The organism is Streptomyces sp. NPDC020299 (assembly GCF_044387825.1).
GTDB lineage: Bacteria > Actinomycetota > Actinomycetes > Streptomycetales > Streptomycetaceae > Streptomyces.
Map to the genome: position 1 here is coordinate 502830 of NZ_JBIRWL010000002.1, position 25433 is coordinate 528262.

25 protein-coding genes and 2 pseudogenes are annotated in these 25433 nt (G+C 70.2%); 14 read left to right on the forward strand and 13 right to left on the reverse strand.

The window, feature by feature from the left end; all coding sequences use genetic code 11:
* Positions 1–172: 172 nt before the first annotated feature.
* Entirely contained in the window at positions 173–502 is a 330-nt protein-coding gene (locus tag ACH45E_RS06395; RefSeq protein ID WP_361444087.1) for a peptidase inhibitor family I36 protein, read from the reverse strand.
* Positions 503–643: 141 nt separating this feature from the next.
* On the reverse strand, positions 644–3751 hold the full coding sequence (locus ACH45E_RS06400) for a tetratricopeptide repeat protein (protein ID WP_361444084.1): 3108 nt from the start codon (positions 3749–3751) through the stop codon (positions 644–646).
* Between the two features lie 316 nt (positions 3752–4067).
* Here ACH45E_RS06400 and ACH45E_RS06405 point away from each other — a divergent pair, with 316 nt between their 5' ends.
* Positions 4068–4547 (forward strand): hypothetical protein, encoded by a 480-nt coding sequence (locus ACH45E_RS06405; RefSeq protein WP_361444081.1) that lies wholly within the window; start codon positions 4068–4070, stop codon positions 4545–4547.
* A 112-nt stretch (positions 4548–4659) separates the two neighbouring features.
* On the opposite strand, the gene ACH45E_RS06410 is transcribed toward ACH45E_RS06405, so the two are convergent.
* Together ACH45E_RS06410 and ACH45E_RS06415 are read right to left on the reverse strand one after the other, a co-directional pair.
* Positions 4660–4893 carry a hypothetical protein gene (locus tag ACH45E_RS06410; RefSeq protein ID WP_361444078.1) on the reverse strand — a complete coding sequence of 78 codons (234 nt, stop codon included), beginning with the start codon at positions 4891–4893 and terminating at the stop codon, positions 4660–4662.
* Positions 4894–5053: 160 nt separating this feature from the next.
* Positions 5054–6730 (reverse strand): trypsin-like serine protease, encoded by a 1677-nt coding sequence (locus ACH45E_RS06415; RefSeq protein WP_361444075.1) that lies wholly within the window; start codon positions 6728–6730, stop codon positions 5054–5056.
* On the opposite strand from ACH45E_RS06415, the gene ACH45E_RS06420 reads away from it, so the two are divergent.
* The 4 genes from ACH45E_RS06420 (at position 6729) to ACH45E_RS06435 (ending at position 9529) form a co-directional block, all read left to right on the forward strand.
* Positions 6729–6860, forward strand: a complete 132-nt coding sequence (locus ACH45E_RS06420; protein ID WP_361444072.1) for a hypothetical protein — start codon at positions 6729–6731, stop codon at positions 6858–6860. The two genes, ACH45E_RS06415 and ACH45E_RS06420, sit on opposite strands and share 2 nt — an antisense overlap.
* Positions 6861–7181: 321 nt before the next feature.
* Positions 7182–8054 (forward strand): hypothetical protein, encoded by an 873-nt coding sequence (locus ACH45E_RS06425; protein WP_361444069.1) that lies wholly within the window; start codon positions 7182–7184, stop codon positions 8052–8054.
* A gap of 218 nt (positions 8055–8272) precedes the next feature.
* Positions 8273–9034: a phosphotransferase gene (locus tag ACH45E_RS06430; RefSeq protein ID WP_361444066.1), complete on the forward strand. Its 762-nt coding sequence runs from the start codon at positions 8273–8275 to the stop codon at positions 9032–9034.
* 174 nt (positions 9035–9208) lie between these two features.
* Positions 9209–9529: a hypothetical protein gene (locus tag ACH45E_RS06435; RefSeq protein WP_361444063.1), complete on the forward strand. Its 321-nt coding sequence runs from the start codon at positions 9209–9211 to the stop codon at positions 9527–9529.
* Between the two features lie 152 nt (positions 9530–9681).
* Here the strand turns inward: ACH45E_RS06435 and ACH45E_RS06440 are convergent, their stop codons facing one another.
* Entirely contained in the window at positions 9682–10284 is a 603-nt protein-coding gene (locus tag ACH45E_RS06440; protein ID WP_361444060.1) for a GNAT family N-acetyltransferase, read from the reverse strand.
* A 77-nt stretch (positions 10285–10361) separates the two neighbouring features.
* On the opposite strand from ACH45E_RS06440, the pseudogene ACH45E_RS06445 reads away from it, so the two are divergent.
* A pseudogene (locus tag ACH45E_RS06445) lies at positions 10362–10445 on the forward strand (IS5/IS1182 family transposase); the annotation flags it as partial.
* Here the strand turns inward: ACH45E_RS06445 and ACH45E_RS06450 are convergent.
* Both ACH45E_RS06450 and ACH45E_RS06455 read right to left on the reverse strand, forming a co-directional pair.
* Complete coding sequence (locus ACH45E_RS06450; protein ID WP_361444057.1) at positions 10410–10583, reverse strand: hypothetical protein; 174 nt, start codon at positions 10581–10583, stop codon at positions 10410–10412. The pseudogene ACH45E_RS06445 and the gene ACH45E_RS06450 sit on opposite strands and share 36 nt — an antisense overlap.
* Before the next feature lie 145 nt (positions 10584–10728).
* Positions 10729–11676 (reverse strand): helix-turn-helix transcriptional regulator, encoded by a 948-nt coding sequence (locus ACH45E_RS06455; protein WP_361444054.1) that lies wholly within the window; start codon positions 11674–11676, stop codon positions 10729–10731.
* A 138-nt stretch (positions 11677–11814) separates the two neighbouring features.
* On the opposite strand from ACH45E_RS06455, the gene ACH45E_RS06460 reads away from it, so the two are divergent.
* From ACH45E_RS06460 to ACH45E_RS06470, 3 genes are all read left to right on the forward strand, one after another.
* Positions 11815–13080 (forward strand): MFS transporter, encoded by a 1266-nt coding sequence (locus ACH45E_RS06460; protein WP_361444051.1) that lies wholly within the window; start codon positions 11815–11817, stop codon positions 13078–13080.
* 160 nt (positions 13081–13240) lie between these two features.
* Positions 13241–14263: a zinc-dependent alcohol dehydrogenase family protein gene (locus ACH45E_RS06465; protein ID WP_361444048.1), complete on the forward strand. Its 1023-nt coding sequence runs from the start codon at positions 13241–13243 to the stop codon at positions 14261–14263.
* 59 nt (positions 14264–14322) lie between these two features.
* Positions 14323–15036, forward strand: coding sequence for an SDR family NAD(P)-dependent oxidoreductase (locus tag ACH45E_RS06470; RefSeq protein ID WP_361444045.1), 714 nt, complete (start codon positions 14323–14325; stop codon positions 15034–15036).
* A gap of 14 nt (positions 15037–15050) precedes the next feature.
* On the opposite strand, the gene ACH45E_RS06475 is transcribed toward ACH45E_RS06470, so the two are convergent.
* A complete protein-coding gene (locus ACH45E_RS06475) occupies positions 15051–15764 on the reverse strand; it encodes a helix-turn-helix domain-containing protein (RefSeq protein ID WP_361444042.1) in 714 nt (237 codons plus the stop codon).
* A 128-nt stretch (positions 15765–15892) separates the two neighbouring features.
* Here ACH45E_RS06475 and ACH45E_RS06480 point away from each other — a divergent pair, with 128 nt between their 5' ends.
* Entirely contained in the window at positions 15893–16570 is a 678-nt protein-coding gene (locus tag ACH45E_RS06480; protein ID WP_361444039.1) for an SDR family NAD(P)-dependent oxidoreductase, read from the forward strand.
* Here the strand turns inward: ACH45E_RS06480 and ACH45E_RS06485 are convergent.
* From ACH45E_RS06485 to ACH45E_RS06495, 3 genes are all read right to left on the reverse strand, one after another.
* Positions 16560–16730: a hypothetical protein gene (locus ACH45E_RS06485; RefSeq protein ID WP_361444036.1), complete on the reverse strand. Its 171-nt coding sequence runs from the start codon at positions 16728–16730 to the stop codon at positions 16560–16562. The genes ACH45E_RS06480 and ACH45E_RS06485 overlap by 11 nt on opposite strands.
* Positions 16731–17025: 295 nt before the next feature.
* The gene (locus tag ACH45E_RS06490; RefSeq protein WP_361444033.1) at positions 17026–17937 is read right to left on the reverse strand and encodes an ADP-ribosylglycohydrolase family protein; all 912 of its coding nucleotides are present in this window, start codon (positions 17935–17937) and stop codon (positions 17026–17028) included.
* Between the two features lie 226 nt (positions 17938–18163).
* Positions 18164–19354 (reverse strand): MFS transporter, encoded by a 1191-nt coding sequence (locus tag ACH45E_RS06495; RefSeq protein WP_361444030.1) that lies wholly within the window; start codon positions 19352–19354, stop codon positions 18164–18166.
* Between the two features lie 90 nt (positions 19355–19444).
* Here ACH45E_RS06495 and ACH45E_RS06500 point away from each other — a divergent pair, with 90 nt between their 5' ends.
* On the forward strand, positions 19445–20206 hold the full coding sequence (locus ACH45E_RS06500; protein WP_361444027.1) for a DeoR/GlpR family DNA-binding transcription regulator: 762 nt from the start codon (positions 19445–19447) through the stop codon (positions 20204–20206).
* Positions 20207–20361: 155 nt separating this feature from the next.
* On the opposite strand, the gene ACH45E_RS06505 is transcribed toward ACH45E_RS06500, so the two are convergent.
* Complete coding sequence (locus ACH45E_RS06505; protein ID WP_361444921.1) at positions 20362–21096, reverse strand: alpha/beta hydrolase; 735 nt, start codon at positions 21094–21096, stop codon at positions 20362–20364.
* Positions 21097–21364: 268 nt separating this feature from the next.
* Here ACH45E_RS06505 and ACH45E_RS06510 point away from each other — a divergent pair.
* Positions 21365–22182: pseudogene (locus tag ACH45E_RS06510) on the forward strand (phosphotransferase enzyme family protein).
* Here the strand turns inward: ACH45E_RS06510 and ACH45E_RS06515 are convergent.
* The gene (locus ACH45E_RS06515; protein ID WP_361444024.1) at positions 22160–22324 is read right to left on the reverse strand and encodes a thiamine pyrophosphate-binding protein; all 165 of its coding nucleotides are present in this window, start codon (positions 22322–22324) and stop codon (positions 22160–22162) included. The pseudogene ACH45E_RS06510 and the gene ACH45E_RS06515 overlap by 23 nt on opposite strands.
* A gap of 356 nt (positions 22325–22680) precedes the next feature.
* Here ACH45E_RS06515 and ACH45E_RS06520 point away from each other — a divergent pair, with 356 nt between their 5' ends.
* Together ACH45E_RS06520 and ACH45E_RS06525 are read left to right on the forward strand one after the other, a co-directional pair.
* On the forward strand, positions 22681–24273 hold the full coding sequence (locus ACH45E_RS06520) for an oleate hydratase (RefSeq protein WP_361444021.1): 1593 nt from the start codon (positions 22681–22683) through the stop codon (positions 24271–24273).
* 209 nt (positions 24274–24482) lie between these two features.
* On the forward strand, positions 24483–25406 hold the full coding sequence (locus ACH45E_RS06525) for a hypothetical protein (protein WP_361444018.1): 924 nt from the start codon (positions 24483–24485) through the stop codon (positions 25404–25406).
* The last annotated feature ends 27 nt before the right edge of the window (positions 25407–25433 follow it).

Genomic DNA, 25433 nt, shown 5'->3' on the forward strand with positions numbered 1-25433 from the left:
TACGCCGTGCGTATAGCTGATGGCGGAATGTACGACTGTGCAGGTGAGGGGCGTGCGAAGCCCGATAGTCACGATTCTGATACGAGCCGGGCCCGTGTCGCCCAGCCAGGGCGCCGGGACCCGGAAGCACCTCCGGGTCCCGGCGCCCTCACCGTCTTTCGGGGATGCGGTGTCAGGCGCCCGACGAGTGGTCCTCGAAGTAGAACCAGTTGTCACCGTTCTCCGCGGAGAAGATGTACTGGCCATCGTCCTCGTCCGTCTCGGCGACGACGATCGAGGACGCCTTGTCGTGGAGGGCGCCGTCCACCTTCCGGGTGTCCGCGTCCAGGGTGATCTGAGCCCCGGTGAAGTCCGCGTGCTCGTAGAGCGTCGCCTTCCACCCGGACGGCACGCGGACGGAGGAGATGCAGTCGTTCATGGACGGGTCGATCTTGTGACGTCCCTGGTGGAGCGTGGCGCTCTTGCCTTGATAGTCGACGTCGGCATATACGGTCACGGGCATGAGGGGTCATCTCTTCTCGTAGTGTTACCAAATGGCCACTATAAGTAGCGGGAGGGTTTGCGGCTCGCCGAGGCTGCCGGGCGGGGCTGCGGGGCGCGGGGCCCTCGTCGGGATGACCCTGGGTCTGTACCCGTGGACGGGCTACCGGCCGGTCAGGGAGAGAAGGGTGTCGCGTACTTCTTGTACGCGCGGGGAGTCCAGGGCGGTGTAGAGGGACAGCGCTTGGTGGAGGTGCTCCACGGCTCGAGCGTGTTCCCCTCTTTCCTGCTGGATGTGGGCTATTCCGGTGTGGGCGCGGGCCTGTTCTTCCTGTTCGGTGATTTCACGGGCCACTTCCAGTGCCGATGTGTGGGCTTGGAGGGCTTGGGCGTGTTGTCCTGTGCCGTGCAGGGCCTCGCCCAGGCCGTTGAGGGCGCCCGCTTCTCCGTAGCGTTCCCCGGTCCGCCGGAAGTTGGCCAGGGCCTGATGCTGGTGCTCGGCGGCCTCTTCGTACCGGCCCTGACGGCACAGCGCGTTGCCCAGGTTGGACAACGCGTGCGCCTCTCCGCCGGTGTGTCCGAGCCGGCGGAAGACAGCGAGCGCCCGCTCGAAGTGTCCGGCAGCGGCGGCGTGGTCGCCCAGCCGCGCCAGTACGATCCCCAGGTTCCCGAGGGCGCTGGCCTCCCCGAACGTATGGCCCGTCTGCCGGTACAGTGCCAGCGCCTCCCGGTACCGCTCGGTCGACGCCCGGTAGTCCTCCAGCAACTCCTGCACGATGCCGAGGTTGTTCAGCACGTCGGCCTCACCGTGGGCGTCACCGGCCAGGCGAAACAGTTCGACCGCCCTCTCGTGATGCTCGGCGGCCTCCCGGTACCGGCCCTGCAACTCGTGCAGCACGCCCACATTGGTGAGATGACGCGCCTCCCCAGCCCGATACCCGACGTCACGGCACAGCGACAGCGCATCCGCGTGGTGCTGGTGGGCGCTCTCGTAGTCCCCGAGCCGCCGGTGGACCGCGCCGACACAGGCGAGGACATCGACCTCACCACGGGTGTCTCCCACCGTACGGGCCGCCCGCAGGGCGTGCGTGTGAACGGTCAGCGCGTCGGCGAAATGCCCCGAGCGCTCGTAATGGCGGTGGAGCGTGGTGGCGATCCGCACGGTGTGCCGGGACGGCCCGGGCTCCTCGGTCCTGGAACACAGCGCCACCAGTGTGTGCTGCGCGGTGCGCAGCCACACGCGGCACTCGTCGGCCGTACGCAGCGGCGGCAGACCGGTGTCGGATACCTCGACGGCGGGACGCAGATGCCGTTCGGCGGGATACAGCACATCCATGGCCACCGCCGACGCCGCCAGGCAGTGGTCCAGCAGACGGGTCACGGCGGCGTCGCGCTCAACCGCCCCGTCGTGCCGGTTCGCGAGCTCCGCGGCGTAGACGCGCAGCAGGTCGTGCATACCGTGGCGGCCGGGACCGCTCCGGTGCACCAGGTGCGCACGGGCCAGGACGTCCAGGGCCCGCCGAGTCCGCTCCACGGTCTCGCCGGCCAGGGCGGCGGCCGAGTGCACCTCCGCATCGGGCCCCGGGTGCAGGCCCAACAGCCTGAACAGGCGTGCCTCATGCTCGGGAAGGCGGTCGTAGGACCAGGAGAAGACGGCCCGAACGGCAGCCCGGGGATCACCGTCGCCGGCGTCCAGCAGATCGAGACGCCGCCGGTGATCCCGCAGTTCCTCCACCAGGTGGGCCAGGGGTTCCAGGGGACGTGACAGCACCAGTTCGGCCGCCACCCGCAGCGCCAGGGGCAGCCGCCCGCACTGCTCGGCCAGGGTGGTGGCGGCCGCGTGGTCCGTGTCGACGCGCGGCCCGATCAGGTCGCGCAGCAGGGCGAGCGCCTCGTGCGGGGAAAGGACGTCGACGACCACGCGCCGCGCCCCGTGCACCGACACCAGCGACGACAGCGAGTCCCGGCTCGTGATCAGCACCTTGCACGTCGGGCTCCCGGGCAGCAACGGGCGGACCTGCGCCGCGGAGGCGGCATTGTCGAGGAGGACGAGCAGACGCCGACCGTCGACCGCGGTGCGATACCGCGCAGCCCGGTCGCTGAGCCGCAGTGGTATCTCCTGGCCGGGCACGCCCAGGGCGGTGAGGAACCCGGCGAGGGCCTGAGCGGCGGAGACCGGCTCGTCCGGATCGTAGCCTCGCAAATCGACGTAGAGCTGTCCGTCGGGGAAAGCCTCACGCACCTGGTGCGCCCAGCGCACGGCCAGCGCGGTCTTGCCGACGCCCGCGGTGCCGGAGACGGCGGAGACGACCACCGCCGCCCCGCCCTCCGTACCGTCCGGGCCGTCCGCGGCGACCAGGCGCCCCGTGAGCTCGGCCAGCTGATCCTCTCGCCCGCTGAAGGGGCGTACGTCCATGGGGAGTTGGGCGGGAACCGGGACTGGGGCCGGGGCGGGCGTACGGACGGCGACCGGCTCGGACCCCGCACCCGGCGACTCCTCCCGTCCGGTGCCGCGCAGCATCTCCTCGTACAGCGCCTGCAGTTCAGGACCCGGAGCCACGCCCAGCTCAGCGCGGAGCTGCCGACGGATCCCGGTGTACGTGTGCACTGCCTCGGCCGTTCGTCCGGCGGCAGCCAGGCCCCGCATCACCGCCACGGCGAGCGGCTCGCACAGCGGGTGCTCCGCCAGCAAGGGCTGCAGGACGGTGGGCACTTCCCTGGGCCTTTCTTGCCGCACCAGGATGCGGGCCCAGGCGAGCGCCGTCTCGACACGTTCCTGCGTCCAGGCGATCCGCGTGCGCTCCGCCCACGCCCCCGCCAGCCCCGCCAGCGGCACACCGCACCACAGCCGCAGTGCCTCCTCCAGGAGGTGTGCGCGGCGTGTGTCGGACCGGTGCGGCTCGTGCCCTTGCGCGACGAGCGAGCGGAAGCGGAGCAGATCGACGGCGTGCTCGTCCGCCTCCAGAACGTATCCACCGGAAGCCCTGCTGATGCGTAGCGGTGGCGGGGGGACCTCCGCCTCGCCACCGCCTGACGCCGATGCCGCGGCGGCGAGGAGCCGCCGCAGACGGCTGATGTGCGAGTAGAGGACCGACCGGGCCCCGTCGGGCGCGGCGGTGTCCCAGACACGGTCCACCAACGTGGTCACAGGGACCGGCCGGCCGGTGTCGGCCGCCAGCGCCGCGAGGACCGCTCGACGACGCGGCTGCCCCAGGTCGACCACGCGCCCCGCGACGCGCAGTTCCAAAGGTCCGAGCAGGTGCAGGTTCATCGTGCCTCACCCGGAACAGGCGGTGGAACGTCCGGCCGGTTGCTGGGCTCTTCGTCCGCCGAGCAGGAGCCGGGGTTCCAACGGCCCTCCGTCTTTCGCTCCGGGGCCGTCACGGAACGGCCGTCACAAGGTTTTCGCAAGGTTCACCTTAGATCCTCACCTCACGGGCCGTCAGGCGGGTCGCGGCAGCCGCCGCGTGCCGGACAGAACCCCGACGGCGGCCCGCGCAGAGCTCCCGGAGAGCGGCGTTGCCACCTGCCCTGCCGGCAGCCGCGCGCGGCGTGACCGAGCCGACGCAACGAGAGAATGGAACTGCATGCGCAAGATGATGTCCCGAGCGAACCGGACGGCCGTCGCCGTCGTCACCACCGCCCTCATGGCGTCCGGAGCGGTCGTCGCGGGGGCGACGACCGCCTCGGCGGACGGGTGCGTGGGTCCCCTGTGCGGCGCGGTGAAGAACAGGACCGGCGGCACGATGCACTACACGACGAGCCTCGGCGCGGGCCCGCACTACTGCGACGTGTGGAACTGGGGCGGCGGCACCGCGAGCGAGTTCAAGCACGCCAAGTGCAAGCAGGACTCGTTCGGCAACGGCACGCGGGGCGGTAACGGCACCGGCGTGGACGTCGACGCCTTCACGTTCGCCTCCCGCGGGTACCACGAGCGGTTCTCGCGGGTCGGTACCTGGCACTGGCGGCAGAAGGGTGTCTGGACGAAGATCCGGAGCGGAGAGATCGCCGACTGCGGCATCGGCGACAACAACGAGGTCTGGTGCACCGTGCTCGTCCAGGCCTGAGAAGGCCCCGGCAGGCGGTCGGCACGCACGTGCCGCCGCCTGCCGGCGTGACCAGGACCTTCAGCGGCGCGGGGCGATGGCCCCCCCCCACGCCGTCGAACGCGCCCTCAGCTCAGCAGTTGGGGTTGGACGAGATGCGGATTCCGTCCACGAAGCGCTGCGGCTCGTCGTTGATGAAGGACCTGTGGCTGTTGTTCTCGACGCAGTACACCTTGCCATCGGTCATGTGCACGTAGACCACGTCGTCGTTGCGCGTGTTGCGGACGAAGTCGCTCCCCTTGGAGCTGGTCAGCCACTGCCAGCCACTCGTGACCTCCCGGCGCAACTTGCCCGCCTGGTATGTCATTTGATGTGACGTCACCGGTAAGAGGGCACAGGACGACACGGCATCCGGTCCTGTCATGGGGGAGGGCCTCGCAGCCGTCGTATTCCTCGATCCGTACGGCGCGGCGCCCCCGGGCGGTGCGCGGTGTTCCGTGTCCGGCCCGGGGGCGGTTCTGGTGGGTTCAGGAGGTGGGGGCGACGAGCATGTGCTCGGTTCCGAGGTGGTTGGTGCCGGTGTCGGTGTACATGGTGGTCTCACCGTCGGACCAGCGGATGACGAGGTCGTCGGTACGGTTGTTACCGGTGTAGTCGCCGGTCGTCATGGCCGTGTCGTGGGTCCAGAGCTCGTTGGGGTTCAGGATGCGCTGCTCGGTGCCGAGGCCCGAGGTGGTGGTGCCGACGTAGTTGTCGAGTTCGCCGTCGGTCCAGCGGACCATGAGGTCCCATTTCTGGTTGCCGGAGAATTCACCGGCGGTCAGGAGTGTGGCGTCCTTCCAGGTGTCGTTCTTCGGCTTCAGTTGGTGTTCCTGGCCGAAGGTGCCGGCGCTGACGTTGGTGTAGAGGGTGAGTTCGCCGTCGATCCAGCGGACGACCAGGTCGGTGACGTACTGGGAGGCGTTGAAGCGGCCGGCGGCGATCTGGATGGCGTTCTTCCAGAGGTCGTTGGGTTTGATCATCTGGGTGCCGGCCCAGTTCAGTCCCTTGGAGCCGACGTCGCCGTAGAGGGTGACCTCGCCGTCGGACCAGCGGACCAGCAGGTCGAACTGGTTGGACCCGGTGAAGTCACCGGCGGTGATGGTGGCCGCGTGGGTCCACGTGCTGTTGGAGGCCAGCAGTTGCCGCTCGGTGTCGTAGCCGCCGTTTCCGTTGCCGGGATAGAGGGTGACCTCGCCGTCGGTCCAGACCACGATCATGTCGCTGTGGCCGGTCTGGCGGAAGTCGCCCGACGCCAGCAGCTTGGCGTGCTGCCAGGTGGATGCGGGTCCGGGCAGCCAGGGATCCTCGGACGGCTGGTACGGCGGTTTGTGGTCATCCACGTTCCGGTGCGCGGCGGCGTCGGCGAACAGGTCCTCGGCATCCTTGCCGTAGACCGGCGCGTACGTCACCCAGTCGTCGTTGGCGTCGTTGCCGCCGCCGTTGTACCCGCCGGTGTTGCCGATGACCTTGCCGGTGCCGGTGGTGCTGTTGTAGTCCTCGATCCACGGACCGCCGGAGACGCCACCGTAGAAGCCGGTGCAGGTCATACGCATCTGCCGGAAGCCCGGCAGTTGGGAGGTGCTGACGGGGCAGCGGACCGGTACATGGTCGGGGTTGACGCTGACGTCATCGGGATAGCCGATGACGGTGACCTTGTGGTGGTAGCTGGTGGTCGGCGTGAACGTCAGGGCTCCCGTGACATCCTCCACCTTGCCCCGGCTGTTGGAGGCGACCTGAGCGAAGGCCAGGTCGAGGTCGGAGACCGCCTTCTTGCTGTTCCTCTCGTAGCGCGGGTCTATGTAGAGCTGGGACACCGGGAACACGCCGTCCGGCTGCTCGGCGGCGGGCTTGCCGATGCGGTATCGCGGCACGAAGATGCGGTGGGTGGCCGACTTCAGGCCGAGGCCGCAGTGTCCGGCGGTCAGGACGATGTCCTTGGCGGCCGTGTGCACGACGCTGCCCGTGCAGTACGTGCTCTTGCCGCCCAGCGGCTTGCCGTCGAAGAAGAACGTGCCGATCATCGGGTGACCGAGGAAGTGCTCCGGGGTGGGGGTGCCCGATGGTGGCGGCCGGTGCGTGACGGCCTTTCCTGCGGTGATGCCGTGTTTCGAGGCGGCCGGAGCGGGATCCGGCAGGGTATCGACCGGGACGGCGTCGTCCATGCGCTTCGCCGTCCAGTACTTCTCCTCCTCACTCAGACTCGGCCCTGAGGGGGTGGCGGAGTCGCTCGGGTCGACGGCCCCCGCGACTGTCGACGACGGCGAGGGCGCGGGCAGCGTCGGCGGGACCTGAGGCCCGGTGCCAGGAGTCTCCGGTGAAGCGGAGGCCGTCGGTGGGGCGGAGGCCGTCGCTGGGGCGGAGACCACTGGTGACGGATCGCCTGTCCCGGCCGATGCCGTTCCGGCGCCGAGAATTCCTACACCCAGGCCCAGAGCAAGGGCTGGAATCCATCTGTATCTGGAACGCAAGAAGATGCCTTTCCGTCTTGGAGAGGGCCGAACGGTGAGCGGGCCCCGAACTACCCGGAACCCGCACATATATTCGTTCGAGTGACGATAATGTACTACTGAGTAACAACTGGCATGTCATCAAATAAGAGGACAGGGTGTAGCGATGGACCGACTCCGCAAGACCGCGTGGGCGGCACTCCCCCTCCTGCTCCCCTTCCTGGCAGCCGGGCCGGCCTCGGCGTCCCCGCCCGGGCCCTCGCTCCCGTTCGGAAGTGTCCGCTCGGTGCATCCCGGCGACACACTGACGGTCAACACCAAGGCCAGCGACGCCACTTACCTGGCAACCATCAACTCCCCCGCGTTCGTTGCGGCAGGGAAGCTGCGCATGATGTATCCGGTGCTGACCACCACCGTCACCATCGCCTGCGACACCCGGCCTGGCACCTACCCGGTGACGCGGCGTGGCGCCGGAGACGTGGGCCCGGACGAGCATCCGTTCCGATGGGCACGGGTGCGCGTGGAACCCGCCGACGAGGCGGCACGCCGCGCCTGCCGGAACAAGGTCAGGAAACTGCCCCCGCCCAGGCTGGAGGAACGCTGGGCCCCGGACAGAACGTGGCCCCAGTCGGAATGGGACGTGCGGACCTTCCGGGCCGGCAGCCGCATTACGATCACGGACAACGACGACGAGGGATCGGACGGAGACATCACCCTCACCTCCCGCGCCTTCACCGACCGCCCCGTCCTGCGCGGCGCCAAAGCGGTCCTGACCGCCACCACCACCCTGACCTGCGACTCCGAACCCGGCAACTACGTCGTCTACCGGCACGACGTCGACCAGACCGGCCCCGACAAGCCCTGGGCCCGACTGCGTATCGCCCCCGCCGCCCCCGGAAAGAAGTGCCTGGCACAGCAATCAAACGGGTCATCCCGCACCCCCACGCTGGCCTGGGCCGCCGGCGGCGTACTCCTCACCGCCGCAGCAGGCACCGCGCTCCTTCTACGGGCCCGCTCCCGCCGAACGACCTCCGCCTGAGCACGCGTCACCACTCGTCGCCATTTCGGGCGCGGCGGTCATCTCGGTGCCGTGGTCGACCGGACCGCGCAACGGCGGCGGAGATGGACGATGCCCTCAGGCGTCTCCGGAGGTACGGCAGGGCTCCGGCTGCCGACTCCTCAGCCTGTCGCTCATTGCTCCCCACCTTCCCCATTTCCGGACACGGTGAGAAACGTGCTGAGTGTGGAGAGTTCGACGTGGAGATCGTGCACGATGGAGGGATGACTGAGTCGTCCTTGCCTGGTGGGTTGGTCAACCACGTTGTGCGTGTCGGGTCCACCGTGCGCCGCCCCGCGTCGGCCAGGACCGGGTTCATCGGCCACTTGCTGAAGACATTTGAAACCAGCGGATGGACCGGTGCACCGCGCTACCGCGGCATCGACGAGGAGGGGCGCGAAGTGCTCACCTACCTCGAAGGGCACGTGGCCTGGGAACCGCAGCAGCCTACGGCCGTGTACTCCGACGAAAGCCTGGTGCGGGTTGCTCAGCTCGTGCGGGAGTTCCACGACGTGACGTCAGGCACGGAACTGGCCGGATCACACGAGGTCGTATGTCACAACGACCTCTCGCCCAAGAACACCGTCTATCGGCCCGTGAGCGGTGCCTTGCGTCCAGTGGCCTTCATCGACTGGGACTTGGCCGCGCCGGGTGAGCGCATTCACGATGTCGCGCACGTGTGTTGGCAGTATCTCGGACTTGGGCCAGGTGTCGGAGACACCTTCCAAACCGCGCGACGGTTGAGGCTGATCGCTGACAGCTATGGGCTGATCGAACGGAGTGATCTCGTTTCCGTGATCTTGTGGTGGCAGGACAGGTGCTGGCGTGGCATCGAAGCTGCTGCGGACTCCGGAAACCGCGCAATGGTCCGGCTCCGCGATACCGGGGCAGTGACAGAGGTACAGGAGGCGTATCAGTGGGTCTCTGATCACCGGGGCGAAATGGAGAGCGCCCTGCGTTGACCACTGATCACACGTCATGCGTCGAGTGTGCACCTGCTCCGACTGATGGCGCTCTGCTCGCCTCACGACAGCAGAGCTTGTTCGCGAAGAAGTTGGAACCCTGCGGGGCTGAACATCTGCCGTTCCAGCGTCGTCCTGGCGGACGGCGTCGAGGTCATGCGGAGCTGCCGACCGATGGAGCGGCGGCTGCGGCCGGCTTCCCGCAGCGCGTGGACGGTGGCGTGCCTGGCCCGGATGCGGTTGGTGGCCGCCGCGCACGGCACCATCAGCGGCGAGACGGTGCAGCACACGGCGGGGGCACACGGTCGCAGTCGACGAACTGCTGCGCTGCGCCGCGGCCGGACCGCGGGCGCGGTGCTGGCCCCGGTGGACCTGGACCGCGGAGCCCGCATGGTGATGGGGCTCCTGCACGGATTCCTGCTCCAGCGCGTGGCCTTCGGACTCACGGACACAGCCGGCTTCGCAGACGACCTGCAGACCGGGCTGATCTTGTGATGGGCAATGACTGCGCCAAGGTGGCGCCATCCGGCTCAGGCAGCGCGGCACACGCTCATGGGCCGGCTGTCTCCCGACTCGTCAGGCCGCGTTGTCGCGCAATGAGGCGATCGTTCGGCGTTACGACAGCGACAGGTACCGAGCATGCTCTCTCAGGCCAGGGCGACGGTGAGGGAGACGACCCAGCGGTGGGGTGAGATCGGTCGGGTCCGCGTGAAGCCGTGGTTCTCGAAGACGGCCATCGGGCCGGTGTGCAGGAACGAGCCCGACACCGAGCGGTCGTCGGTTTCCTCGGGGTAGCCCTCGACCGTGCCGCCGCCCTTGCGGGCGATCTCGGCCAGCGCCCCGCCGAGCGCGGCGTGAGCGACGCCGCGCTTTCGCCTTCCCTTTCCGGTGAAGAAGCACGTGATGCGCCAGTCCGGCAGTGTCACAAGCTCTTTCTCGTACTTCCGCTTGCTCTTGATCTCCGGCAGTTCGGCGGGGGAGCCGAACTGGCACCAGCCCAAGCAGTCGTCGCCGTCGAAGACGAGTGCGGCATGAGTGCGGCCCTCGCGGACTCGCTGTTCCTTCTCAGCCCGGTTCTGCTGGGAGGTGCGCCCCTTCCCGACTTTGACATGAAAGCCCATACACCAGCAGCCGCCCCACACGCCGTTGTTCGCCTCGACCAGCCGGGCGAACGCAGGCCAGGTGTCCTCGTCCAACGGCCGGACGTCGAGGGTGGTGGTGGATGTATCGCCTGTCGTCTTGTCGCTCACCGGCGCCTCCTGGGCATGCCGGTTCGGCGTTGCAGCCGCCCCGGCGCTTCTCCTCGATGGTCGCAACAACGTGACGCAAAAGGAGGGTCGGCCGCAAGCGGAGCATCGTGACCGACGTCGTCGGCCTACTCCTCGCAGTCCTCGTTGCCGTTGCGAGCGTAGCCGTGTTCCCCTTCGAGATCAGCAGGCAGCCGCACCCCGTCAGCGATGCTGTGCCGTACCTTGTCCGACCACGCCGGGCATACCGTCACCGCCACGCCCTGGCCGAGCACCTCAACCAGCTGGCCAACATCCCGCACGCCACCAGGAGAGCACTTCAAGAAAGCGCCTACCAGGCCCGGACGCGCCGGGCCGGACGCGCCGGATGGGACATCGCGGCGCTCGCGTGCCCCGGACGCCACGGAGGACGTTGACAGTGAGCGGTGACCGCCGGGGCGTGGGGCGCTACCGAGACTGCCCGCGGGTCTTGGCGCTGTCGTCCTGGTGTCTGGCGTGGTCGGCCGGTGGGCGCTGGGGTTCAGCCGGGGTGGCTACCCAGCTCGCCAGGAGTTTGAGCCGGTCTTCGTCGCCGGTGTCCGGCTCGGCGGTGTAGATGGTCAGGGCGTGCGCCTGGGTGGCGGAGATGGGCAGGTCCAGGGGTTGGTAGGTGAGTTGCAGGGACCCGGCGTCGGGGTGGTGGAAGCGCTTGGTGCCCCCATGGTGGATGCGCACCGTGTGGGCGGCCCAACGGGTGCGGAAGTCGGTGCTGAGGGTGGACAGCTCTCCGATGAGTTCGCGCAGCGCCTTGTCACCCGGGTACCGGCCGGCTTCGGCGCGCAGCAAGGCGGCGGTGATGTCAGCGGCGTCGTCCCAGGAGTCGACGAAGTGGCGGGAGCCGGGGTCGAGGAAGTAGTAGCGGCCGAAGTTGGGGCGGCCGCGGTCGTCCACGGTCTCGCTGTCGTAGACGGGGGCGAAGAGGGCGCGGGCGAGGGCGTTGGCGGCCACGATGTCCAGGCGGCCGTTGGTGACGAACGCCGCGGACAGAGTCATGGAGTCGAGTAGCCACTGGACGCGGGGCGGGATGTCGACGGCCTTGCGGCGACGCGGTGCGCGGCTGGCGGGCTGGGCGGCTTTGGCCAGGTCGAACAGGTAGGTGCGTTCGTCCTCGTCCAGGTGCAGGGCGTGGGCGACGGCGTCGAGGACGTCCTCGGACACGCCGCTGATGTGGCCCTTCTCCAGCCTTGTGTACCACTCGGTACTCACGCCGGCGAGGACGGCGACCTCTTCGCGCCGCAGCCCGGGCACCCGGCGCCGGCCGTGAGTGGGCAGGCCGGCCTCCGCAGGGGTGATCCGGGCACGTCGGGTGGCCAGGAAGTCCCGGATGTCGGAGCGGTTGTCGGGGCGGGAGTCCATGCCTTCCACGGTAGGCGCGGTCCGGCGCGGAGGGAGGTTGAACTTGTACCCCCCATCAACACGACCTTCCTCACGCCGTGACGGAGCGGGTTTCGTGGGATCGGCAGCCAGATGTCGATTGTTGTGGAGATCCAAGAAGTGAGCACCCGAGCAGCACCTTTGCGCCGCACCGGCGACGTGCGGGTCAACGGCCCGAAGGGTTTGCCCTCGCGGCTTCCGCTCGTGGTCCATGTGCTGGCGCTGGGCACGTTCCTGATGGGCACGAGCGAGTTCATGGTGGCGGGCCTGCTCCCGCAGATCGCGGGTAACCTGCACATGAACGTGGCCCAGGCAGGGCTTCTGATCACCGTCTTCGCCCTCGGCATGATCGTAGGCGCGCCGGTGATGGCGATGCTGACACTGCGGCTGCCCGCTCGGTGGACGCTGGTGCTGGCCCTGGGCCTGTTCTCCGCCGGGCATCTGGTGGCCGCGCTGGGTTCCGGCTTCGGACTGCTGCTGGCGGCGCGGTTCGTGACCGCGCTGGCGACCGGGGCGTTCTGGGCGGTGGCCAATGTGGTGGCCACCCGCGCCGCCGGGCCGGCCGCGAGCTCCCGGGCCGTGGGCGTGGTGGGTTCCGGCGCCATGCTCGCCAACGTCGTCGGCGTGCCGCTGGGGGCCTTCGCCGGGCAGTTGGTGGGTTGGCGCGGACCGTTCTGGGCACTGGCGGTCCTCGCTGCGGCCGCCATGGTGCTGATCGCCCGCCGGGTGCCGAACGGGAGCCGGCGCCGCCGTGAGGCGGTGTCGGTCCGGACCGAGCTGTCGGCGCTGCGCTCCGGCCGGGTCTGGCTGGTGCTGGCGGCCTGCGTCACCACCAACGCCGGGGTGCTGGGGACGTACACCTACATCGCGCCGCTGCTGACCGACAGGGCGGGTATCGCCGCCGGTCTCGTGCCGCTGGTGCTCGTGGGATTCGGTGGCGGCGCCCTGGCAGGCTTCCTGCTCGGGGGACGCCTGGGAGACCTTCGCCCACAGGCGACGATCATCACGGCTGCAGCCGCAACCGCTGTCACGCTGCTGGCACTCGGCCTGCTGCCCGGCTTTGCCGCGGCATCGGTCGTCCTGGCCGTCCTGCTCGGGTTCTTCGGGTTCGTGGCCACCCCGGTGCTGATCTCCCTCGCCGTCCGCTTCGCGGGCCGGGCCCCCACCCTGGGATCCGCGTTGACGGTCGCCGCGTTCAACCTCGGCACCGCGGCCGGCTCCTGGATCGCCGGGCGTGCTCTGGCCCTGCCGCTCGGTGCCGCCGGACCCGCCACGGTCGGCTCCGCCGTCGCCGCCCTGACCCTGATCCCCACGATCATCATCGCCCGTGCCCCACGAGGCCGCCGGACGCCGCCGCTCGACTGGTCGGCAGCCGAGACGCGATGAAACCCCGGGTGCCCCGGCGGGGCCGGGGAACCCGGGGGTTACGCCGCCCTCGTGGGCTCGCCGCACCCGAGCACCAAGACGGCAGGGAGCCGCCCGGCTCCCATGCCTTCCTGAATCAGGCGCCCAAGGCGCCGTCACACGAGAACGAGGAGATGCGCACATGCGCGGAGTAGTGATGTACACGGCCGGCGATGTTCGGGTGGAGGACCGCGAGGACCCGAAGATCGTCGAGCCCACCGACGCCGTCGTGAAGCTGACCGCGACCTGTATCTGCGGCTCGGACCTGTGGCCGTACCGCGGCATCGAGCCCGCCGACCACACCCTCATGGGGCATGAGTACGTGGGCGTGGTCGAGGAGGTCGGCTCGGAGGTGAAGACCGTCAAGCCCGGGGACTTCGTGGTCGGGTCGTTCGTCATCTCCGACAACACCTGCGAGATCTGTCAGGCCGGGTTCCAGTCCAAGTGCGTGCACGCCGAGTTCGTCCACGCAGGCATCGGCACCCAGGCCGAGAAGGCCCGCATCCCGCTGGCCGACGGCACCTTGGTGGCCACGCCCGGGCAGCCCGACCCGGAGCTGGTCCCCGCCCTGCTGGCCGCCTCCGACGTGCTGGGCACCGGCTGGTACGCGGCCGTCGCCGCCGAGGCCGGGCCCGGCAAGACCGTCGCGGTAGTCGGCGACGGCGCGGTGGGCCTGATGGCAGTCCTGGCCGCCAAGCAGCTCGGCGCGGAGCGGATCATTGCCATGTCCCGCCACCCCGAGCGGCAGAAGCTGGCCCGCTACTACGGGGCGACCGACGTCGTGGAGGAGCGCGGCGAGGAAGGCGTCGCCAAGATCAAGGAACTCACCGGCGGCCTCGGCGCCCACTCGGTCGTCGAGGCGGTCGGCACGCAGGAAGCGTTCATGCAGGCCGTCGGTGCCACCCGCGGCGGCGGGCACCTGGGTTACGTGGGCGTCAACTACGACGTCCAGATTCCCGGCATCGAGCTGTTCTTCGCCGGTATCCACACTCTCGGCGGGCCCGCCCCCGTGCGCCGCTTCCTCCCTGAGCTGATCCAGCTCATCTGGGACAAGAAGATCGATCCCGGCAAGGTCTTCGACCTCACCCTCCCCCTGGAGCAGGCCCCTGAGGGCTACAAGGCGATGGACGAGCGTCGCGCGACCAAGGTCCTGCTTACCCTCTGAGTACCGGGCCGACAACCCCGCTGTCGCCCTCCCCTCACCTCACAGGACGGAGAACCCACATGGCCCTGATCTTGGTGACGGGAGCCTCCAGCGGGCTCGGCTACGCGACGGCGACCGCGCTGGCCGGGGAGGGGCACGACGTGGTCGTCCACGCCCGCACCCCGGCACGCGTCACCGCGCCTGCGGGAGGGGGCCGGTGGGCGGGCGTGGCGACCGGGGATCTGGCCGAGACGGGCGAGATCCCCGGTGTCGCCCGGCAGGCCGCCGCGTTCGGCCGCTTCGACGCGGTCATCCACAACGCCGGCACCATGCACACCCCCGAGGCGGCCACCGTCAACACCGTCGCGCCCTACCTGCTGACGGCCCTGATGGACAGGCCGTCCCGCCTGATCTACCTGAGCAGTTCCATGCACCGGGGCGGTTCCACCGGCCTTGCGCGGTTGGCCGACGGGACGGCCTCCTACAGCGACAGCAAGCTGTGGGTGACCGTCTTGGCCATGGCCGTGGCCTCCCGGTGGGAGGGGACGGCCGCCCACGCCGTCGATCCGGGCTGGGTGCCCACCCGGATGGGCGGCCCCGGCGCGACCGACGACCTGGTCGCCGGCCACCGGACCCAGGTCTGGCTGGCCACCCGCGGCGACATCACGCCACCCACCGGCGGCTACTGGTACCACCAGCGCACCCAGGAGCCGCACCCCGCCGCACGCGACCCCGAGTTCCAGGACCGGCTCCTGCATGCTCTGGAGGAGCGCACGGGGCTTCGGCTCGACTGACCGCCGACCGCGGGTCAGCGCCCCTTGCCGGTCTCGGCTGAGGTGATGCCCAGGCTGGCGCGACGCATGGCCTGATACAGCGCGGCATCCTCCGGAGGGTCCGGCAGCGCGCCGCGGGCGGGGGCCCGGAAGGACTGGATCATCCACGCGACCAGACGGCGCCAGGCATCGGGCGCGTCGTCGCCGGTGGCACTCAGGACGCCGGCGTTGGCCATGAGCAGCAGGACCAGGTCCCGGCTGGTGAAGTCCTCGCGCAGGTCTCCGCTGTCCTTGGCGCGGGCGATGAGCTCCAGGAAACCCTGGTACGCCTCGGCGCGGCACGCCTCCAGGGCCTCGGCGCCGGGCAGGCTCATCGTCAGGACGTCGGCGAAGCCGCGGTCGGCGGCCTGCATCGCGCAGACCGTCTCGATGTAGCCGGTGAAGCCGCGCCACGGCTCGGGCTCGGCCAGGGCCTCGGCGGTGGCTTGCACGTAGGAGTTCATCCGGTCCGCGAAAACGGCCGCGACCAGTTCTTCCTTGGTGGGGAAGCGGCGGAACATCGTGGCGATCCCCACCCCGGCCTCCCGCGCGACCGAGGCCATCGACGCGCCCAGCCCGTCGCGGCCGAACACCGTGCGCGCGGCAGCGATGATCCGCGCCCGGTTGCGCTCCGCATCGCTGCGCAGCGGCTGAGCAGTGGTGCCGGGCGTGCTTCCGGCGCCGCCGGTGTGCTGGTCCCGAGGGGTCATGCGGATCAGACTAGCAAATCGGATAGCCCTATCCGATTCCCGTGTTACGCTCGGACGGTGAACCGGATGGGGCTATCCGGATAGGAAACGGATAGCTCTTTCCATTTCTACTCCACGGAAGGCTTCCCATGCCCACCATCGCCATCGTCGGCGCCGGCCCCCAGCTGGGGCTGGCCATCGCGCGCACCTTCGGCTCCCACGGCCACAACGTCGCCCTGATCTCTCGCAACCGCGCCAAGCTCGACGACCTGGCCGCCAAGCTGGGCGCCGACGGCGTCACCGCCACCGCCTTCCCCGCCGACGTCCTCGACCGCGGCGCCCTCACCGGGGCATTGCAGCAGGCCGCCGCGCACTTCGGCGGCATCGACGTCCTGGAGTACTCCCCGGTCGGCGGCATCGACTCCACCACCCTGACCACCCCGAGCGCGACCGAACCGGCGCACGTGCAGCACGAGATGGACTTCCAGCTCTACGGGGCCATCGCCGCCACCCAGGCGGTGCTGCCCGCGATGCGGAACGCCGGCGCCGGCACCCTGCTGTACACCACAGGCGCCGGATCCATCGACCCGGTACCTCAGGTCGGCAACGTCAACGCCGCCGCCGCGGCCCTGCGCAACTGGGCGATCAACCTGCACAAGGAGCTGACCGGCAGCGGTATCCAGGCCGCCCACGTCGGCATCGACGTGTCCATCGGCATGTCGGTCATCCCCGGCTTCCCGACGGCCCAGCCCGAGGAAATCTCCCCGGTCTACTGGGAACTGCACACCACCGACCGCGACAAGGCCGAACGCGTCTTCAGTCGCTGACACCATGCTCCGCCGCCCGGATCTCGGGGAACGACGCCGTCAGGTCCGCCCCGCGTCTGGAGCGCAGCAGCACCTGGCCGCCCACGTGCACGGCGAGCCGAGCGTGGCCGCCCCACTTCGGCTCCGCCACCCACCCGGCGGGCAGGACAGGGCTGTCCACGGCCCGCGGTCGGCATCGTTGCCGCGGTTCAGCTGGCTTGCGGTGTTCTCAATCCACCGCAGCGTCCACTCGACTCCGGCCTGCCACCCGGGCCCCTCGCCGGGGTACCGGCCTTCCGCGTCGGCGCGGAAGCCGACGGCGAGGGTACGCAGGTCCTGTTGCAGAAGACCTTGCGGCAGCTGGCCCGCAGGGCTGCGACAAAGCAGGCCTCAGCTGAGCTGCATAAACGCTCGATGGTGGGAGAGCGTGTGACTGTGTTCCGCGGGATCGACTGGGCAGAGCGGATCAGGAGTTCTTACTCCGTCGCGACCGGGGGCAGCGGTTCACAGGCTGCGTGCCAGGCAGGAGGGAGCGCGGCGACGCCCGTGCGCGCGGCGATCACCCCGCCGGCAATCGCGCAGGTGGTGTCGATATCGCCGCGTCCAGCCACCGTGAACCACAGGCCCTCGTGCAGGTCGTCGAGGTGCCCCGCCGCGCACCACAGGGCGTAAGGGACGGTGTCGGGCCCTGACATCTGGTAGCCGGAGCCCAGGACCTCCGCAGCGTGTCGGACCGAGGTGCGCTCCGGCATCCGGGCCGCGACCCGCACTCCCGACCGGACGTCGCTGTCGGGGAGTCGTTCGGCGACGGCCTGAAGGAAGTCCGACCTGGCCGGGCTGTGCCCGCCCCGGCTGCGGGTGGCCAGCGCCGCGGCAAGGGCGACCGCCACCGCTGCGGCGACCGCCTCCGGGTGATGGTGCGAGACCACGGCCTGGCGGGCGGCCTGCTCAGCGACCGCATCGAGGTCGGCGGAGTGCCAGGCGCCGAGCGGGGCGACGCGCATGGCTGCCCCGTTGCCCCAGGAACCTTGGCCGCCGAACTGGCCGGCGACCACCTCCTGCCAGGGCTCGCCCGCACCGATCCGGCGGAGCACGTCATGCATCGAGGCTCCGTACCCGCGGTGCGTGTCGTCGGCATAGGCCGCGGCGAAGCGCGGGGCGAGGCGGTCCTGGTCGACGATGCCGCCGCCCTCGGCGAGTTCCCGGACGAGAACGAGCGCTTGGGCGGTGTCGTCACTCCACCGCCACAGCGGTTCAGGGGGCAGCGTCCGCGCCTCCAGGCTTGCCGGACCGTCCCGGCGCAGGATGCCGAACCAACGGTCACCGAAGGCGTCGCCGAACGCGAGTCCGTACAACGAATCCAGCACAGCAGTAGGCACGGTGATCACCGGGACAGTTTCGCAGCACTACGGCGCTTCTGCGCTCCGTTTTTGCAGCGGACAGGCTTCTGATCTGGACATGGTGCTGGGCGGACCGCCCGCAGCGCCCGCTCCTGGTTTGCCCGGGGCAGCGACGACTGCGAACCCGGCGTGTCCACGGGCACCCGTACCGGGCCGGCTTGTGGCCGGCCGGAACCCGTGCGGCACGGTGTCAGGGGCCGTGCCGCACAGGCGGTCAGTGGCCGCTGCGCGCCATCTCGCTCTCACGAACCTGGTGCGAGGTGGTGCGCAGGACCCCGGCTGCGGCGGTGGCGATCGCGCACAGCACGGTCAGCAGCAGGAACGCGTGGTTCAGCGCCACCAGATGCGTCATCCAGCCGATGAGGGCCGGGCCGGAGAGCATGCCGAGGTAGCCGACTCCGGCGACCCGGGAGACGTTCGCTCCGGCGGCTGCGGCGTCCATGCGCCCGGCTGCGCTGAACAGTTGCGGGACGCAGCCGGACAGGCCCAGACCGAACAGCGCCCAGCCCGCGAACGCGGACCACACCCACGGCGAGAGGGCTGCGAGCGTGATCCCCGTCGCGGCTGTGGCCGCGCCGTAGCGCAGCACCGCCATGGGCCCGAAGCGGCCGGAGATCCGGTCGGCGAGCAGCCGCCCGAGGGTCATCGCCGCCGCGTAGGTGCCGTACCCGAAGGCGGCCGTGCTCGCAGGTGTGCCGAGGACGTCCTTGAGGTGCAGGGCGCTCCAGTCGTTCGCGGCGCCCTCGGCCAGCATGACCATCGCGGCCAGGGCCGCGAGGACCCAGATACGCGCGGGCGCCTTGCGCCGCTTCGGGGCCGGAGCCACCTGCTCCGCGACGGGGGCGGGGGTGGCCGGCAGCAGGCTGCGGGCCGAGGCCAGCGCGACCACGACACCTACCGCGCCCGAGGCGCCGAGCGTGACGGCCGGGCTCATCCGGACGTGCGCGGCGCCCGCCGCGATGAGCGAGGCGAGGACACCGCCGACGGAGAACGTGGCGTGGAAGGCCGACATGACGGGTCGGCCGTACGCCTTCTCCACGTGCACGGCGTGCGCGTTCATGGTCACGTCGAGGCAGCCGTTGAAGAACCCGAACACCAGCAGCGCACCGGCCAGCGACCAGACGTCCCGGGGCAGGCCCGGAAGGACCAGGGCCGCACCGCAGAGAGTCCCGGAGGCCGGGAGTACGACGCGCGCCCCGAGGCGGTCGGTCAGACGGCCGGCCGTCTGCATGCCGGCGAACGCCCCGAGGCCGAGCAGCACCAGCAGGCCGCCCAGCGTCGCGTGGCTGATGCCCGCGCGTTCCTCGATGGCGGGGATGTGTACCACCCAGGTGCCCATCAGGGTGCCGCACAGGACGAAGTAGACGAAGGTCGCCACACGGGCGGATCGAAGCGAACGTTCCATGCCGAACACCGTAACGAACAAAATATGTGTTTGAAAAGCGGCTAGATGAACAGTTTGATTGTTCGTTCATGGGTGGTGTTCAATCACGGTATGAGCAACGCAGACCGGCACGGGCTGATCGCGCAGGCCGTCAGGGACTCGGGCAGCGCCACCGTCCAGGAACTCGCCGAACTCACCGGGGCCTCCGAGATGACCATCCGGCGCGACCTGGACACCCTCGCCGCCCAGGGCGTCCTCGAACGCGTCCGCGGCGGAGCACGCACCCTGCTGCTGCGCGGCGAAGAGCCACCCTTCGCCCTGCGCTCCCGCGAAGCCGTCGACGCCAAGCTCCGCATCGCCGCCGAGGTGACCTCACTCATCGCCGACGGCGAGAGCGTCCTCCTCGACAGCGGCACCACCTGCCTGGAGATCGCCCGTCTGCTGCGTGAGCGGCCGGTCACCGTGATGCCTCTGTCCTTGCAGGCCATCCATGTCCTCAGCACCCCGCTCGGCCCGGCCACGCTCATGGTGCCCGGCGGCCGCCCCCGCGCCGCCGAGGGAGCCCTCACCGGCCCCCTCACCCTCGCCTCCCTGGCGGCCCTGCGCTTCGACACCGCCGTCATCGGCTGCTGCGGCCTCAGCGCCGCCGAGGGCCTGACCGCCTACGACCTCGACGACGCCGCGGTGAAAAAGGCCGCCATCGCCTCCAGCCGCCGCATCATCGTCGCCGCGGACGGCAGCAAACTCGGCCGCACGGCCCACGCCTACGTCGGCCCCTCCACTCTTTCGCACACCCTCGTCACCGACACCGCGGCACCCGCCGACGAAGCAGCCGCACTCGAAGGCGCCGGAACCATCGTCAAAGCCGTCTGACCCCAGCTTCCCCGCCCGCTCCTCCTCGAGCCCCGGCGTCTGCCGGGGCCAGGCGAGCAGGAGCGGCGCAGGAGATACCTCCGGCGAACCGGTCGAACCGGGCATGCTCAGGCGACATCGCTGGGTAACGCCCGGCCGCCGGTCAACTCACCGCGTCACTTCAGGTGTCGGGTGAAGAACCGGGCCGCGGCGTCCCCCGCGAACTGCGGGACGCCGGTGTGCCCGCCCATGTTGGCGTGCAGTGTCTTCTCCTTGGAGCCGAAGGCGTCGAACAGGTCCAGGGCCGCCTGCCGGTCGTTCCCTTCGTCGTCCCACTGCAGCAGGACGTGCAGCGGAATGGTGACCTGGCGGGCCTCCTCGAACATGGCACGCGGAACGAAACTCCCGGCGAAGAGAACGGCGGCCGAGATGCGCGGCTCGACCACCGCCAGCCGGGTCCCGATGGCGATCACGCCTCCCGAGTACCCGACTGGGCCGCCGATCTCGGGCAGCGACAGGAGGGCGTCCAGGGCGGCCTGCCATTCCGGGACCGCCTTGTCGACGAGCGGGAGGATGAGGGCGTCGATGATCTCGTCGGTGACCGGCTCGCCGGCTTCCACGGTCCGGCGCAGGTCGGCGCGTGCCTGGTCGGCGGCGCGCCAACGGGGCCTGTCACCGCTCCCGGGGAGTTCGATGGTGGCGGTGGCGAAGCCGTCCGCCGCGGCGTGCCGGGCTCGGGCCACCAGTCGGGGGTACGTCTTGCGCAGCCCGAGAGGAGGGGGGCTGAGCAGGATCAGCGGCGCCGGTGCGGATGCGGATCCGGGCGTCCACAGGATGCCGGGGATCTCGCCGAGGGTGAATTCGCGCTCGAGGACGCCGTCGTCGAGACGCTGTTCAGAAGTGAAGTGCATGGTCGTGCCTTTCGGGAGTGCCATGGAACGGCGCTCCCGGACGACCTATCGCCCGACCGTGAACCCCGGAGGGGAGCACCCATGTCGATACGTTCACGGGTACCACCTCCTCGCTCTCTTGCACGGCCTCCGGGAACCTAGCAGTGGCTGCCGTGGTTCCGCCAACGAATTTTCGCGGAGGCTCTGTGGCGGACACCACGGCGACCTGCTTCGAAGCGCATTTCGGGACCGCCCTACACCCGGCCGACCTGACGGTAGCGTGATCGACATGACGGCTGACGGCGAGACGGCGGAGGGCGAGGCCCTGGTTGGCGGCATGATGAACGCGGGCGCGGTCTTCCGCCACGGTGCTCTGGTAGAACGCCCGGCGCCGCGCACCGCGCGCGCCCTCCATGCCCATCTCCTCGCGCTCGAAGAGCACGGGTTCGACGCGGCTCCGAGGCCGATCCGTCTTACCGCGGAGGGCCGCGAGTATCTGACCTTCATCCCGGGCGACGTCGCTCTACCGCCGTTTCCGCGCTGGGCGATGACCGAGACCGCGTTGAGATCGGTGGGAGGACTGCTGCGGCGCCTGCACGACGCCAGCGCGGCCATCGCGGTTGACGCATGCGCCGAGTGGCCCCGGTCCCTGGCCGACCCGGCGGGAGGAACGATGCTGTGCCACAACGACGTGTGCCCGGACAACGTCGTCTTCCGCGACGGCCATGCCGCAGCCCTGATCGATTTCGACCTGGCGGCCCCCGGTCGAGCAGTGTGGGACGTTGCCATGACCGCCCGCTACTGGATTCCCATGCTCGATCCCACGTCCGCGGCAGTTGCCTATCCCGCGGGGCTGGATGCCCCGGCACGACTGCGGATCCTCGCCGACAGTTACGGCCTCTCCCCGCAGGAGCGCGCTGAACTGCCCGGCGTCATCGAACAGGCCACCGCATCCTGCCGGGCCTTCGTCGCTGACCGAGTGGCTGCCGGTGACCCCGCCTACACCCGGGCACTGTCCGAGCACGGTGGCTGGCAGCGCGCTGGGACCGCATCCAGGAGTGGCTGGCGGCACACCGCGAGTTGTTCACGGCTGCCCTGTGGAAATGAGGGGCTCAGAGGGCACGGCCCTGGCCGTCGGTTCTTCGTCGAGTGCGGCGACCAGGTGCATCTCGGACGTGCCCGGGTTGGCGAAGTACACCTCAACTCCGCACTCCCGCAGGGTGGCAACGACTGCTTGGGCACCGTTCATGTCACATCCCGTCCTCGTGGGGCGGCGGCTGCACGGTCGGATCGACACGGCCACGTCGGGCGAGGATGCGCTCCCTCGCCGGCCGGCAGCGCACACAGGAGAGAACGTCACGGCTGGCGCCGGAAACAGGTGCCTCGGCACGGGCCTCTCGGCATGCAGGCAGGGACATCCGGCCCCTGCCGACGTGATCAACACACGCGTTGACTGAGCATCATGCGCGCCTCGCCATGACCGGCCCGAGCGCGACGGCGACGCCCCGCGCACCACACCGCCCGCATCACAGCGGGCGACAGATGCGCAGGAGCCCGAAGACAGTCGGCCGCCCGTAGACCCAGGCGGCAGAACGGAGGGACGTCATGACCGACGCTCCGCTACGGTCCCACGCCTACCTCGTCGGCGGAGGCATCGCCTCCCTCGCCGCGGCGGCCTTCCTCATCCGCGACGCCCACTTCCCCGGCGAGCACATCCACGTCCTGGAAGAACTACCGGTCGCCGGCGGATCGATGGACGGCAGTGGCGAACCCGTCGGGTACGTCACCCGGGGCGGGCGAATGCTGGAGGAGGAGGCGTACGCCTGCCTGTGGAACCTCCTGGAGACGGTCCCGACCCTGACCGACGAGACGGTGTCGGTGCGTGAGGAGATCACCGCCTTCAACGCCAAGTGGCCCACCGACGCCAAGGCCCGCCTGATCGGCAAGGGCACCACGATCCTGGAGTCCTCCAACTACGGCCTCGACGCCCGCGACCGCCTGGAGCTGACCCGGCTGCTGGTCGTGCCGGAATCGGTGATCGGGGCCCGAAGGATCGAGGACTTCTTCTCCCCGCACTTCTTCGACACCAACTTCTGGGCCATGTGGCGCACCACCTTCGCCTTCCAGAACTGGCACAGCGCCATCGAGCTCAAGCGCTACCTCCTGCGTTTCATGCAGGAGTTCCCGCGCATGCACACCCTGGCCGGGGTGCGCCGCACCCGCCTGAACCAGTACGACTCGATCATCCGACCGCTGCGGGCCTGGCTGGAGGAGCACAGGGTGCGCTTCGAGCACGGTGTGCGGGTCACCGACGCCGATTTCACCACCGACGAGCGGGGCGCCCGGCGCGTGCGACGCCTGCACGTGGAGCGGGCCGGGCAGCCGGAGACGTACGAACTCGGCGACGGCGACTTCGCGTTCCTCACCATCGGCTCGATGACCGCCGACGCCGCCTACGGCAGCGACACCGCCGCGCCCGAGCTCGTCCGCGACAAGCGCGACGGCGGCTGGCGGCTGTGGGAGACCATCGCCGGCAAGGCCGACGACTTCGGCCGGCCCACGGCGTTCAACGGCAACGTCGACGAGGCGAAGTGGGAGTCCTTCACCCTCACCATGCGCAGCCCGCTGCTGCTGCACCGCATCGAGGAGTTGTCCGGCAACCTCCCCGGCACCGGCGCGCTGATGACGTTCAAGGACTCCAACTGGTTGATGTCCATCGTCGTGCCGCACGCGCCGCACTTCGAGGGGCAGCCCGAGGACGTCTACACCCTGTGGGGCTACGGCCTGTTCGTCGACCGCGATGGCGACTTCATCGGCAAGCCGATGGCCCAGGCCACCGGCCGTGAGATCCTCACCGAACTCCTCGGCCACGTCGGAATGTCGGACATCGAGGAGCAGGTCTCCGCGACGACCACGGTGATCCCGGTGATGATGCCGTACATCACCAGCCAGTTCGCCCCACGCACCGTCCACGACCGGCCGCTGGTCATCCCACACGGGGCGGCAAACTTCGCCTTCCTCGGCCAGTACACGGAGATCCCGGAGGACGTCGTCTTCACCGTCGAGTACTCCGTGCGCGGCGCCATGCACGCCGTCTACGCACTGCTCGGTCTCGACGAGCACGACATCCCCGGCATCTACCACGCCCTGGCCGACCCGCGAACCGCACTCGACGTACTCAAGGCCGCGCTGGCCTGAGCTCGCAGAGCCGCTCCGGCTTGCGCGGTTCTCGCAGCAGGCCGGAGTCCGACGACGGTCGCGTCCAAGCACCCCGGGACGTGGCGGGCGGTCCTCCGCGTGGGCCGGCCACTCCCTCCTGGCCGGTGGATGGACTCTCGGCCTGTGCCGGGGACCGTCGGTCCCTGCTTCAGGGGCTGGCCTGCCGCCTGTCGTGGAAAGGGTGTCCGATGAGTCTCCTACCCATCCGTCACAGCACCTCCCGTACGCCGTACGCGTCGGCCGGGGCGCACACGTTCGGCCGGCTGCTCGGCGCTGAGCTGCTCGTCCTGGCCGCGTTGCTCGTGACCAACACGCTGCTCGGCCCGGTCGGATGCGCGGCGATCCACTACCCGATCCCCGACGACGGGGCGCTCATGAGTCAGCTCGTAGGACTGGACGTCCTCGCGGTGGTGGTCGTCGCTCCGCTGGCCGTGTGCGCCGCCGTCCTCGTGCTGCGCCGGCACCCACTGGGCGGCGTGGTCGCCATCGCGCCGGGCGTGTATACGGCGTACATGGTTCCGCAGTACGTGCTGGGACCGCAGTACCTGCGCTACGACGGCGACAGCGAGGTGCTCTTCCCGCTGCAGCTGGCGCTGTTCGTGCTCGGCTGGACCACAGCCGCGCTCGCCTGGCAGCAGATCACTCCGGCCGCCTGGGCGCCGCCCGGCCGACGGGAACGCATCACCGGCGGCGTGCTGATCCCGCTCCTCGCGATCGGGACCTTCACGCGGTACGTGCCGGCCATCCTTGACGCCGCCGGCAGGCATCCGTCGGCGGCGGACTACCTGGAGGGCCCCGGCTACTTCTGGACCATCGCCCTGCTCGACCTCGGCGTGGGCCTGCCCGCCGCCGTCGCCGCCGCAGCCGGGGTGCGACACAGCAGTCCGTGGGCCCGCAAGGCCGCCCTGGTGCTGTCGGGCTGGCTGGCGCTGGTCGGCCCGGCTGTCGCGTCCATGGCGGTCAGTGCATGGTTGCGGGGAGCCCCCGGTGCCTCCGTCGGGCAGGCCGCCGCGATGGCGGTGCTCGGGCTGCTCTTCACTGCGCTCGGGCTCACCCTGCTCACCGCTGTGCGGTCGGCCGCACAGCGGGCACAGGACAACGACGTGCGGTGACCCGAACGCGTACGTGCGCTGCTCGAC